This window comes from Christiangramia sp. 3-2217-3z (assembly GCF_051195275.1).
GTDB classification, from domain to species: domain Bacteria; phylum Bacteroidota; class Bacteroidia; order Flavobacteriales; family Flavobacteriaceae; genus Christiangramia; species Christiangramia marina.
The window spans coordinates 124,937-137,602 of record NZ_JBNJLI010000001.1 but is presented as its reverse complement, the minus strand read 5'-3'; the positions used below and the strand labels follow the sequence as shown (position 1 = coordinate 137,602).

14 protein-coding genes are annotated in these 12,666 nt (G+C 39.2%); 4 read left to right on the top strand and 10 right to left on the bottom strand.

From position 1 onward, the window contains the following. Positions 1–8: 8 nt before the first annotated feature. The 7 genes from murD to mraZ are packed head-to-tail and all read right to left on the bottom strand — an operon-like array spanning position 9 to position 7,718. Positions 9–1,343, bottom strand: coding sequence for a UDP-N-acetylmuramoyl-L-alanine--D-glutamate ligase (gene murD / locus ACSHZO_RS00660; RefSeq protein ID WP_298248071.1), 1,335 nt, complete (start codon positions 1,341–1,343; stop codon positions 9–11). A gap of 1 nt (position 1,344) precedes the next feature. Beyond that, positions 1,345–2,577: a phospho-N-acetylmuramoyl-pentapeptide-transferase gene (mraY, locus tag ACSHZO_RS00655; protein ID WP_295178058.1), complete on the bottom strand. Its 1,233-nt coding sequence runs from the start codon at positions 2,575–2,577 to the stop codon at positions 1,345–1,347. Then, the gene (locus ACSHZO_RS00650) at positions 2,577–4,043 is read right to left on the bottom strand and encodes a UDP-N-acetylmuramoyl-L-alanyl-D-glutamate--2,6-diaminopimelate ligase (protein ID WP_298248070.1); all 1,467 of its coding nucleotides are present in this window, start codon (positions 4,041–4,043) and stop codon (positions 2,577–2,579) included. The genes mraY and ACSHZO_RS00650 overlap by 1 nt, the downstream gene beginning before the upstream one ends. Further along, positions 4,043–6,034, bottom strand: a complete 1,992-nt coding sequence (locus ACSHZO_RS00645) for a penicillin-binding protein (protein ID WP_298248069.1) — start codon at positions 6,032–6,034, stop codon at positions 4,043–4,045. The genes ACSHZO_RS00650 and ACSHZO_RS00645 overlap by 1 nt, the downstream gene beginning before the upstream one ends. Positions 6,035–6,041: 7 nt before the next feature. Further along, the gene (locus ACSHZO_RS00640; protein ID WP_298248068.1) at positions 6,042–6,359 is read right to left on the bottom strand and encodes an FtsL-like putative cell division protein; all 318 of its coding nucleotides are present in this window, start codon (positions 6,357–6,359) and stop codon (positions 6,042–6,044) included. A 5-nt stretch (positions 6,360–6,364) separates the two neighbouring features. Then, positions 6,365–7,261, bottom strand: a complete 897-nt coding sequence (gene rsmH, locus ACSHZO_RS00635) for a 16S rRNA (cytosine(1402)-N(4))-methyltransferase RsmH (RefSeq protein ID WP_298248088.1) — start codon at positions 7,259–7,261, stop codon at positions 6,365–6,367. Beyond that, a complete protein-coding gene (mraZ, locus tag ACSHZO_RS00630) occupies positions 7,248–7,718 on the bottom strand; it encodes a division/cell wall cluster transcriptional repressor MraZ (RefSeq protein ID WP_295178065.1) in 471 nt (156 codons plus the stop codon). Before mraZ ends, rsmH begins: the two co-directional genes overlap by 14 nt. Positions 7,719–8,008: 290 nt before the next feature. Between mraZ and ACSHZO_RS00625 the strand changes: the two genes are divergently transcribed. Genes ACSHZO_RS00625 through ACSHZO_RS00615 form a run of 3 tightly spaced genes read left to right on the top strand, consistent with a single transcriptional unit; the run spans position 8,009 to position 10,099 of the window. After that, positions 8,009–8,773: an alpha/beta fold hydrolase gene (locus ACSHZO_RS00625; RefSeq protein WP_298248067.1), complete on the top strand. Its 765-nt coding sequence runs from the start codon at positions 8,009–8,011 to the stop codon at positions 8,771–8,773. 12 nt (positions 8,774–8,785) lie between these two features. After that, positions 8,786–9,391 (top strand): ribosome biogenesis GTP-binding protein YihA/YsxC, encoded by a 606-nt coding sequence (yihA, locus tag ACSHZO_RS00620; protein WP_298248066.1) that lies wholly within the window; start codon positions 8,786–8,788, stop codon positions 9,389–9,391. Next, the gene (locus ACSHZO_RS00615; RefSeq protein WP_298248065.1) at positions 9,392–10,099 is read left to right on the top strand and encodes a hypothetical protein; all 708 of its coding nucleotides are present in this window, start codon (positions 9,392–9,394) and stop codon (positions 10,097–10,099) included. On the opposite strand, the gene ACSHZO_RS00610 is transcribed toward ACSHZO_RS00615, so the two are convergent. Genes ACSHZO_RS00610 through gldB form a run of 3 tightly spaced genes read right to left on the bottom strand, consistent with a single transcriptional unit; the run spans position 10,096 to position 11,753 of the window. Continuing rightward, on the bottom strand, positions 10,096–10,455 hold the full coding sequence (locus ACSHZO_RS00610; protein ID WP_295178071.1) for a GTPase: 360 nt from the start codon (positions 10,453–10,455) through the stop codon (positions 10,096–10,098). The two genes, ACSHZO_RS00615 and ACSHZO_RS00610, sit on opposite strands and share 4 nt — an antisense overlap. Continuing rightward, entirely contained in the window at positions 10,456–10,794 is a 339-nt protein-coding gene (gene gldC, locus ACSHZO_RS00605) for a gliding motility protein GldC (protein WP_141876876.1), read from the bottom strand. It abuts the gene before it with no gap. Beyond that, a complete protein-coding gene (gene gldB / locus ACSHZO_RS00600) occupies positions 10,794–11,753 on the bottom strand; it encodes a gliding motility lipoprotein GldB (RefSeq protein WP_298248064.1) in 960 nt (319 codons plus the stop codon). The genes gldC and gldB overlap by 1 nt, the downstream gene beginning before the upstream one ends. 106 nt (positions 11,754–11,859) lie before the next feature. Here gldB and nadE point away from each other — a divergent pair, with 106 nt between their 5' ends. After that, positions 11,860–12,651 carry an NAD(+) synthase gene (gene nadE / locus ACSHZO_RS00595; protein WP_298248063.1) on the top strand — a complete coding sequence of 264 codons (792 nt, stop codon included), beginning with the start codon at positions 11,860–11,862 and terminating at the stop codon, positions 12,649–12,651. The last annotated feature ends 15 nt before the right edge of the window (positions 12,652–12,666 follow it).

Genomic DNA, 12,666 nt, shown 5'->3' with positions numbered 1-12,666 from the left:
ATTAATTCTTATAGATTACGAACGGCATTCTTAAACTGTCTGCCTCTATCCTCATAATTTTCGAATAGATCGAAACTCGCACATGCCGGAGACAATAACACATTATCACCTTTATCTGCTAATCTGTAAGCCATTTTAACTGCCTCATCCATAGACCCGGTTTCTACAAGGTTCTCCACGATATTTCCAAAAGCTCTTTTGATTTTCTCGTTGTCAACTCCTAAACAGATGATCGCCTTTACTTTTTCATTCACTAAAGGAAGTAGATCATCATAAACATTGCCTTTATCCACACCTCCAAGGATCCATACTGTTTCAGATTCCATACTTTCTAATGCGTAATAAGTTGCATTTACGTTGGTCGCTTTGGAATCGTTGATATACATCACATTGTTGATCTTTAGCACCTTTTCCAGACGATGTTCCACACCTTGAAAATTAGCCATGCTTTCTCTTATGGTTTGCTTTCTAATTCTAAGCAACTGAGAAACGGTGGCCGCAGCCATTGCATTCTTGGTGTTGTGTTTGCCCTGTAGGGATATATCTGATGTTGACATAGTAAACTCGGTATTATTTATTTTTATAACAATGTTGGTATCTTCTAAGTAAGCGCCTTTTTCAAGTTTCTTTTCCATCGAAAATGGCAACTTTTGTGCTATCACAGGATTTTTCTCAAGCCATTCTGTGATCACTGGATCATCTGCATCGTAGATGAAATAATCTTCGGCTGTTTGATTCTTTGTTATTCTGAATTTTGATTCTATATAATTTTCAAATTTGTAATCATAGCGATCTAAATGATCTGGCGTAATGTTGGTCAAAATGGCTATATGCGGTTTGAAATCTTCGATTCCATCCAGTTGAAAACTGGATAATTCCAGAACAAACCAATTATGCTTATTTTCAGCAACCATTTTCGCATAGCTGTTTCCAATATTTCCACCCATTCCTGAATTTACCTCGCCGTTCTTCAGTAAATGCTGTATCAGGTTGGTCACCGTTGTTTTACCGTTGCTTCCTGTAATTCCAATTACCGGAGTTTCAGAAAACCAGGAAGCGAATTCAATTTCTGAGATAACAGGAATATCGTTCTTCCGAAGTTTTACAACAAGTGCAGCAGTTTCTGGAATACCAGGGCTTTTCATCACCACATTTGCATTCAGAATCTTTTCTTCTGTATGTTTCTCATCTTCCCAATCTATTTCCAGTTTTGTAAGAACATCACGGTACTTATCCTTGATCCTTCCTTTATCTGAAAGAAAAACCTCGTAGCCCTTCTGTTTCCCGAGAATTGCCGTACCAACTCCACTTTCTCCACCTCCTAATATGACCAGTCTTTCCATCCTAGCGTACTTTTAAGGTGACGATGGTAAGTATCGCCAGGAAAATTCCGATAATCCAGAATCTTACTACGATCTTACTTTCATGTCTGCCTTTTTTCTGATAATGATGATGAAGAGGGGACATCAAAAATATCCTTCTTCCTTCACCAAATTTTCTCTTAGTCCATTTGAACCAGCCTACCTGTAGTACTACTGAAAGATTTTCCACCAGGAAAATTCCACATAGTAATGGTATTAGTAATTCCTTTCTGGTCGCAATCGCAAGCACTGCGATAATTCCTCCAATGGTTAGACTTCCGGTATCTCCCATAAAAACCTGGGCTGGATATGTGTTATACCAAAGGAAACCAACTAAAGCACCGGCAAAAGCCGTTATAAAAATGGTCATCTCACCAGACCGTGGGATGTACATGATATTCAGGTAATCTGAAAATATGATATTACCCGAAACCCAGGCAAAGATTCCCAGGGTTAATACAATAATGGCCGATGATCCAGCGGCGAGTCCATCAATACCATCAGTAAGGTTCGCACCATTAGACACTGCCGTTACGATAAAGATCACAATAGGAATAAATATCAGCCACGCATAGTTTACAAGATCTGCATCTATCCAGCTTATTAAACTGGAGTATTCAAATTCGTTGTCCTTAACAAACGGAATGGTTGTACTGGTATCCTTTACTTCCGGACCCATATCCACAACCTCAGCTCTGGCAATCACATTTTCAGTAGGATTCGTGTCCGTAATTACTTCCTTTGTAGTAATCTGCGGATGGAAATACATGGTACATCCTACAATTAGACCAAGTCCAATCTGACCGATCACTTTAAAAATTCCCTTTAATCCTTCTTTATCTTTCTTAAATGTCTTGATATAATCATCCAGGAACCCGATCGCACCCATCCATAGGGTGGTTATGATCAACAGGATGACGTAGATATTTTCCAGCTTTGCGAACAACAAAACAGGGATTAGCGTCGCAACTATAATGATTACGCCTCCCATGGTTGGTGTACCTGCTTTTTCTGTCTGACCCTTTAGCCCAAGATCTCTAACGCTCTCACCTATTTGTTTAGCTCTCAGGTAATTGATAATGTGTTTTCCATAGATCGTAGAAATTCCCAGCGATAATATGATCGCCATTGCAGACCTGAACGACAGGAACTCAAATAACTGTGCTCCTGGCAGCTGATATCTATCTTCTAAAAATTTAAACAGGTAATACAGCATTATTTATCCAGAGTTTTTAGAAATTCCTTTACAATTTTGAGGTCATCAAAATCAAATCGTTCTCCGTTTACCTCCTGATAAGTCTCATGACCTTTCCCGGCAATTAGTATAATATCGTTGTTTGTAGCCATCTGGCAGGCCGTTCGAATTGCCTGTTTTCGGTTGGTTACGCTCATTATCTTTTTGAAGTTCTGGGGCTCCACTCCAGCTTCCACGTCCTCGATGATCTTATCCGGATCTTCGGTTCTTGGATTATCGCTGGTGAAGATCACTTTGGTGCTTAATGCAGAAGCAATATGCCCCATTTTTGGTCTCTTAGTACTGTCTCTGTCACCACCACAGCCTACCACCGTAATCAAGTTTTCATTCTTGGTGCGAATACTGTTGATGGTCTCCAATACATTCTTCAGTGCATCGGGTGTATGTGCGTAGTCAACAATTGCTGTTACCTTTTCTTTTTCTGAAATTATATACTGAAACCTCCCACTAACCGAACTCAGTTCGCTTATAATTCGAAGTGTTTCCAGGGTTTTTAATCCCAATAATTCCGCAGTGGCATAAATAGCAAGTACATTATAAGCGTTAAAAGTTCCTATCAGTCTGGACCATAATTCCTGGTCTCTTACTTTCAGAAGCAATCCTGTAAAATTGTTTTCAAGAATCTGAGCCTGGTAATCTGCATAGGATTTTAAAGCGTAGCTGTATTTCTTCGCTTTTGTATTCTGAAGCATTATATCACCATTCTTATCATCGATATTAGTAAGTGCAAAAGCTGAAGCTGGCAATTCATCAAAAAACCTTTTTTTCACATCACGATATTCTGCAAAATCCTTATGGTAATCCAGGTGATCATGCGAGAGGTTCGTGAAAATTCCGCCTTGAAATTTGAGAGCCGTCGTACGATGCTGATCGATTCCATGTGAACTTACTTCCATAAAGCAGAATTCCACACCGGCATCATTCATATCACTTAGATGTGAATTGATACTTATGGAATCTGGAGTCGTTCGAATGGCGGTACGTTCTTCATTTCCAACCATGATTTTCACCGTAGAAAGTAGTCCGCATTTAAATCCAGCTTTGGTAAATAAATCATATAGCAAAGTCGCAATGGTCGTTTTCCCATTGGTTCCGGTAACTCCCACCAGTTTTAGGTTTTCTGAAGGATTCTCGTAATAATTAGCTGAAATATACGCCAGCGCCCTCTTGGAATCTGCTACTTCAATATAAGTAACACCATTCACCTTTTCCTTCGGAAGCTCCTCACATACAATAGCAAGTGCTCCCTGATTTTCAGCATTTTTAATATAGTCATGACCGTCACTTAAGCTTCCTCGAATAGCGATGAAAACATCATTTAGAGAAACTTTTCTGGAATCGAAATGAATATCGCGTATGGTCACCCCGGTATCTCCGGAAACCGACTTAATATTTACTTTATAGAGTATGTCTTTTAAAACCTGCATTAACTCAATTCAAGATTTACGATGGCGTTATTATCTAATTTCTTTCCTGCCGAAACAGATTGTCTTTTCACTACTCCTTTTCCATTCAAGCGAACCTGTATCCCAAGATTCTCAAGGATAGAGATCGCATCCATTGCCGGCATTCCGGTAACATCTGGCATCAGCATTTTTTCATCCTGTATGCTTGCGTAGTACGTGTCAAAGTCGGCTTGGATATCCTCGTCTTCAAAATCAAGATTTTCAAGCTCATCCATCACCGGTGTGTCGGTATAGATCTTTCTGGCAATATCTTTAAAAACAGGAGCTGCTACGATATTTCCATAATACCCTTTTCTTCTATTAGGCTTATGAATCACCACAATACAGGAGTATTTAGGATCTTCGGCAGGAAAATATCCGGCAAAAGAAGCTATATATCTACCTGGTTCTATCCAGTATTCGGTCTGGCACGTTCCTGTCTTACCGGCCATCGAAAAGTTTTCAGTATAGATATTGGCAGCTGTGCCGCGTTCAACCGTATTCTTCATCATCTCACGAACCTTGGCTGCAGTTTCTGGAGAACAGATAGATGGGTTCATCACCTGCTTATCCATGGTGATTATAGACTTATCCCGATCTTTCACCGCCTTGATAAATCGCGGCTTGATCATTTCACCGTCATTTGCGATCGCATTGTAAAAAGTTAGCGTTTGCAAAGGCGTAATTGCCACCCCATAACCAAAGGCCATCCAAGGCAAACTCAAGCCATTCCAGGATTTGTCCTGAGGGTGAGGAATTCGAGGAGAGCCCTCACCTTTAATTTCAAGACCTATCTTATCATTAAGACCCATGTCGTATAATCTATCTACGAATTTGGACGGGTCATTCTTATAACCTTCAGTAATCATTTTGGTAAACGCTGTATTAGAAGACAATTCAAATGCCTTCGCCGCCGAAATTTTACCATAACCACCATGATGTGAATCCCGTACAGGGCGACCGTAAAACCGCACCACACCCTTTTCTGTATCAATAACCTGGCTGGTATCCACTACCTCATCCTCCAGTGCAGCTACCATCGCCATTAATTTAAAAGTAGAACCAGGCTCGTGGGCTTCGTATACTGCGTAATTTCTTTTTTCGAAATAAGTCCCGTCTTTTGTGCGCCCAAGATTTGACATTGCTTTGATCTCACCGGTTGCGGTTTCCATCACCACCACAGTACCATGATCTGCCTCAAAATATTCTAATTGACGTAATAGTGAATGATGCGCGATATCCTGAATATTTACATCGATGGTAGAAATAACATCATAACCATCTTTCGGCTCCATTTCGTTATTATCACTAATAGGTTTCCATTGTCCTTTAGCTATCTTCTGCTTTAAACGACGACCATCTGTACCTCTCAGGTAGTTACTGAAAGCTCCTTCCAGGCCAACGCGTGTAAAATATCCATTCTCATCCCTACGCTCATAGCCCACGGTTCGTTCTCCCATTTTACCAAGAGGATGCTCTCTAACCGTGCTTTGTTCCGTGATCATTCCACCTTTGAAAGCACCAAGATTGAACATGGGAAAACTCTTGATCTTCATGTATTCTGAATACCCAAGATTCTTAGCGATCAATACATAGCGCTGTTTATTTGCACGCGCTGTTCTTAATTTCTGGGAATAATAGGAAGCAGAACGTCCTAGCATTTTGGACAGCTTAGCAGACAACTCTCCTATGTTCTCTTCAAAATTTTTGTCTGAAACAGTTACGGCATCAAATCGAATGTCATATTTGGGAACTGAAGTAGCCAGTAGATTTCCATTAGAATCGTAAAGATTCCCTCGATTCGCAGGAATTTTAAAATTTCTTAGAGTACGCTCTTCCGCAAGACTTTTGTAATGTTCACCATGAACAAACTGAATATTCAGCAATTTCACCCCTACCGCGATTGCGAAGAGGAACAGGCAGCCGGCCACGAAATACATACGATTCAGGATGCTTTTTTCTGTTGTTGCCATTTAAGGTTTATTCTTTTATGATGACTCTAATTTTGTTCGGTGGCGTATCAGACGGTCCAATACCTTTACCCGACATAGATTCGGTGATAGTGGATTCCATTTTGATCTTCATTAGATCTGATCTTCGTTCAATATGCTCACTTCTCAACTCCTTCACTTCTGTGCTTAATCTTGCGATCTGATGCACCTTCTTCTCTGCATTGTGAGAACTGGCGATCATGATAATTGCCAGAATGGTACAATAGACAATGAACCGCCAGTTTTTTACAGCATCTTCGCTAATAAGAAAATTAGCCTTGAGTATATTGTAAAACCCTTTCTTCATAATTCTTAAAGCTTACGCGCCACCCTTAATTTGGCACTTCTCGCCCGGTTATTTTGTTTTATCTCAACTTTTGAGGGAATGATGAGTCCGCTGGTTTTCCTGAAAGGGACATCTATGTTACCATACATGTCTTTCTCCGGTTCTCCTTCAAACAACCCACTCCTTATATATCTTTTTACCAACCTGTCTTCAAGAGAATGGTAAGAGATCAAACTCAACCTTCCGTCTTTACAGATCACTTCTTCAGTTTGCTGAAGAAACTCTTTGAGCACTTCAATTTCCTGATTCACTTCTATACGAATTGCCTGATAGATCTGCGCCAGGATCTTATTTTCCTTTCCGCGGAATAAATGCGGCTTCAATAGATCCTTTAGTTGCTCACTGGTTTCTATAGCTCCATTTTTTCTTTCTTCCACGATGGTACGGGCAAGTTTGGGTGCGTTTTTCAAATCTGCATACGCATAGAACAACTTCTTCAGTTGCTCCTCTTCGTATTCATTAATGACTTCGTATGCACTAAGCTTATCTCCCTGGTTCATTCTCATGTCCAGCCTGGCATCGAATCTTGTTGAAAACCCTCTTTCAGCTTCATTGAACTGATGTGAAGAAACACCAAAATCACCAAGAATTCCATCAACTTCCTTTACACCGTAGAATCTTAGAAATCTCTTCAGAAATCTAAAGTTCTCATTGATAAGTGTAAAGCGTTCATCCTCTATCTTGTTCTCCAACGCATCCCTGTCCTGGTCAAAGGCGTATAATTTCCCAGAAGGTCCAAGCCTGCTCAAAATCTCCCTGGAATGACCACCGCCTCCAAAGGTCACATCTACGTAAACTCCATCCGGCTGGATATTCAATCCATCTACAGATTCCTTTAAAAGAACAGGATTATGATAGTCCATCATGCTCGTCGTTACCCATCACTTCTTCAGCAAGACTTGCAAAGTCATCATCTGAAGAACCTTCGATGGCGTTTTCATATTTATCTTTATCCCATATTTCTACGATGGCAATCGCAGAAGACAGGACAATCTCCTTATCAATTCCGGCAAATCCTATTAGATCCTTCGGAATTAGAAGTCGACCATTCGAGTCTACTTCCACTGTTTTCACACCGGCCGTAAACCTTCTTATAAAATCATTGTTTTGCTTTTTAAACCTGTTCAGTTTATTGATCTTCGTCATCATGATATCCCATTGTTCCATAGGATATAATTCCAGACAAGGCTGAAAAACTGATCTTTTGATCACAAAACCATCCTGCAACATTGGAGTCAATTGCTTTTTCAATGCTGAAGGAACCATTAACCGGCCCTTAGCATCTACTTTACATTCGTATGTTCCAATGAGATTTACCACGATTTGACTTTATAAAGTCAAATATATTGAAAATAATACCACATTTTACCACTTTCTACCACAATGTTGATAAGTTTTACCACCGTATGTGATTGAAAACCTTTGAAATAGCTCTATTTCCTTATTATTCAGACTCTTGAAAATTCGTGGGAGAAAGTGGAGGATTTAGTTTAATTTTTCTCTGAAATCTTATATTGCCACTTACCAAAAATGAGTTTGCAGTTAATCAAAAATGATTATACTTGTATCGAAATCGCTATATTTGCGATTGCTAATCGCAAAGGCTATCAATGAAAGATCACTTAAGGCAGGAGGGGAAATTCACATATCTTGAAAAAGGCGAAGGCACCCCGATTGTTATTCTTCACGGACTTATGGGAGGCCTAAGTAATTTTGACGGAGTTGTAAGTCACTTTCCAAAAAATGGCTATAAGGTGTTAATCCCGGAATTACCACTTTACTCAATGTCCCTTCTCAAGACCAGTGTAGGAACGTTCGCGAAATATCTTAAAGAATTTCTGGACCATAAAGGTTACGAAAAAGTGATTCTGCTTGGTAATTCCCTTGGAGGTCATATTGCACTACTGGCGACTAAAATGTTTCCTGAAAGTGTAGAAGCTTTGGTTATTACCGGTAGTTCTGGTTTATATGAGAATGCCATGGGCGAGAGTTATCCAAGACGTGGTGATTACGAATTTATCAAGAAAAAAGCTGAAGCTGTTTTTTACGATCCTCAGGTTGCAACCAAGGAGATCGTGGATGAAGTATATGAAACAGTAAGTGATCGAAATAAACTGGTAAAGACACTGGCCATTGCCAAGAGTGCAATTCGACACAATATGGCGAAGGATCTTCCAAAGATGAAAACGCCTACCTGCATTATCTGGGGGAAAAATGATACGGTCACTCCTCCTGAAGTTGCTGAGGATTTCCAGAGGTTATTACCAGATTCAGATCTTTACTGGATCGATCAATGTGGTCATGCCGCTATGATGGAACATCCTGAGGAATTCAATGAAGTGCTTCACGCATGGCTTAAAGAAAGAGCTATCTAAAAATCTTTTATTATGAAGATCAAAACTGCAGAATTCGTCATAAGTAATTCCAAAGTTGATCATTGTCCAAACAGCTCCCTGCCGGAATATGCATTCATTGGCCGTAGTAATGTTGGGAAATCGTCACTTATCAATATGCTTACGGGCAGAAAGTCCCTGGCAAAAACTTCAGCGAAACCGGGAAAGACCCAGTTGATCAATCATTTTCTGATCAATAAAAACTGGCACCTGGTGGATCTACCGGGATATGGATATGCGCAGGTTTCAAAATCTACTAAAAAAGTATTTCAGAAATTCATCACTGCATATTTTGAACAACGTAAACAAATGGTTTGCGCATTTGTTCTTATTGATTCTAGACATTCTCCTCAACCTATAGACATGGAATTTATGCAGTGGATGGGAGAAAACGCGATCCCGTTCTGTATCATTTTCACTAAGGCTGATAAGCTCAAACCGAAGGTTCTTGACAAGCATATTGCCAACTACAAGGCGGAGATGCTGGAAACCTGGGAAGAGATGCCGGAATATTTCATTACTTCAGCATCTACAGGTTTAGGACAGGATGAAGTATTAGATTATATTGAAAGCATCAACGAGCAGCTGAATAATAAATAGATGTCAGGAAACATTTGCAAGATTGCATTATTTCTTTTTATCACTCTTATTATCAATAGCTGTAGTGTATACAAAGTTCCTTCGACCGATTACTACCTCGATAAAAATGGGAATTCTATTTCACAAGGAGCCTTTGATGCAAAATTGATTTCTGGTGATGGGGATTTCGCATTATGGAAATATGCTGCTCGAGATAGCAACATGGTTATTAGATTCAATCATCCTGTTTACGAAATCTACAACATCAATTACCGGCAGTTTAAGGAATCCATGACTATTCTGACCGGCAATACATATACTGCTAAAACCACCTTCATTTTACACTACACCTTCAAAGATGATTATTGCACTAATCAAGCACCAAATGAATGGAATTCTCAGCGAGTTGGTAATAGTTATCGATACATATCCAGACACATTAAACAATTAGAAAAAGAGTATCCTCAAGTTAAATATTCTAGTCATTTCGAAAATGGCATCAAGCTACCTGAACTCAAAGAAAAGCAGTCTGAATTTATATTTAAGGATCAGTATGATTTCTTGAGAAAAAACATATTTAGGAACCCAAGCTTATGTGGTTCATACGCTATAATAAAACCAAATGGAGAAATGCTCATTCGCAACGGAGAATATGGATTGCAGGGAATATTAGAACATCTTAAGCCAACAAACTGGTCAAAGTTTTTTCCGGAAGATCAGAAAAATTAGGTTCTTTCCTTAATTCTTGAAATAAGCTCCTCAACATCCATTATTTCCTTTAATTCTGAAGTTGACACCAAAACTTCCAGACCTTTCTGGTTCTGCGCGAGGATGATAGGAAATTCAAACTTATGTCCAAATTTAGAAGCATAGTTTTTCAAAAACTCATCTCTGTGCAGGAATTCCATATCAAGATCTCCGTTTTTACGAAAGTCTCTCCAGGCCTTCTTTTCATCGAAAGCACCGTAAGTAAGTTTACATAAATTACAGTCGTAGGAATCGGGATTCACGACCTTTTGGAAAGCTCCTATTAGCGATTTGAGTTTACCTGAATCGGCATTATAAACAAAGATCAGTTTTTCCAATTAGCTCTTCTTGATTTCAGTTTTTTCAGCAAAATAATCACAGAAATCCTTCATGGTATCACGCATTTTATCATCCTGGGTAGCGCGAAAATATGTGTCACTCATAGAAACCAACGTTTGATGAAAGAATTTTTTCATTTCATCTACTGGCATTTCCTTGGTCCAAAGGTCGATTCTTAAAGTTTCCTGATCTTTACTATCCCAAACAGATAGCATCAAAGCTTTTGCATCTTCTTTATATACATTCCCATCTTCAGCACTCCAGGTGATATTCTCAGGTACATGATTATCGTCTGTTACAACTTCTATATTGATCTCAGATTTTTTAAATTCTGGCATTATTTCTTCGGTTTAAAATTGGCTTTATTGAAAATTTCTTCAGCAGATGTATTTAGCATTCTGTCCAGGGATATGTCGTTCTTTTCCATGTATGCTTTCACGATCTTAAGCCCAATATATTGACCTAATCTGGCCGGACTTTCAGCATCCAGCTGAAGATAGAATTTTGAAAATGGTGCAGGAAATAGAAAACGTGTCTGCAACTGGTTATCTGTATCGTAAATAAGTTCGTTCTCTACAAAGTATCTCCAGATCTGAGATTCATTGTTTTCGGCGAAGTTAAATTCTTCTTCAGTATAGCCTATTCTTCTTGCAGCGTCAAGCATTGGCAGGAGCATCTCCTTCAAATACTGAATCTTACCATAATACACCATATGACTTAAAAACGTTCGTGAATCTGGACCTGGAACGTATTTTTTTGAAATCTCTTCCGCAGCATCTACTACTATCTGATCTTTTTTAAAGTTCTTTTTCAAGTACTCCTGAAGACCAGTGTAAAACTGATGATCTGTACCTAAATACGTATCGAGGGAAACAAATAAATAATCTCCTGTATAAATTATTTTGTTCTTATAATCCACTTCGGAAGTTACCGTAATTACCACAGGTACTTCAAACTCCGGAAAGTAGTATTTCATATGTTGAAAAAGTGCATATAATTCATCTTCCTGATTCGTGAAATTTGAAAACTCATCTTCTACAGCCTGATTAATCTCCAGCTGAAGGGTATCAGATAACTTATCTATCCAAACCGAATCTGGAAACTGCTCAGGAAATAAAAATGGATATTTCTGTTTTAATTCAGGTAATTGCTGAGGTTTTGTACTGGCAAATTCCTGTTCAAATCTTATAACTTTCAGATCTACCTCGATCCTGTCGATCTTTTCTTCGGTTTCAGACTGATTATTACAGGAAAACACCGAAATAATTGTAATAAAGAACAGGATCTTTTTCAGCATAACTGGCAATTAGGAAGGCTTTAACGCAGCCATCTTTTAAAAATTGGCTTTTAGTGTTAGATTTGTGAGGCAAAGGTATTACTTACTAATTAAATCACCCAACATTATGCAAACCGAAAAAGTCGCTGATCATATCATAAACTGGTTAAAAGAGTACGCTACAAAAGCAAATATGAATGGGTTTGTAGTTGGAGTTAGTGGCGGTATAGATTCTGCAGTAACCTCAACGCTTTGCGCAAAAACCGGAATGCCTACACTATGCCTGGAAATGCCGATTCACCAGGCGAGCAGCCAGGTTACCCGCGCCAGAAAACATATTAGCGAACTGGAACACAATTTTGCGAACGTAAGTAACCTTGAAGTAAATCTCACCCCGGTATTTGAACAATTTAAATCTGTCATGCCGCAGGAAAGACAATCTGCTTCTCTGGATCTAACCTTAGCAAATTCAAGAGCGAGACTTCGTATGTCTACTCTTTATTATTTTGCTGGATTACATGGATACCTTGTTGCAGGAACTGGAAATAAAGTGGAAGATTTTGGAGTTGGATTCTATACAAAATATGGTGATGGCGGTGTTGATCTTAGTCCGATAGCAGATCTTATGAAAAGTGAAGTCTATGCCCTGGGGAAATACCTCAACATTATTAATGATATCATGACTGCAGCTCCAACCGATGGACTTTTTGGTGACAGCCGAAGTGATGAAGATCAATTAGGAGCATCGTACGATGAACTTGAATGGGCGATGACTGCAAAAGAAGCGGGGAAAACCTCTTCAGAATTTGAAGGCAGACAACGTGAAGTCTTCCAGATCTATTCTCGTTTGAATGCTGCGAACACACATAAGATGGTGCCAATACCCGTTTGCGACATACCCGTTCATCTGTTGAAATAATCATCTTATCGAATA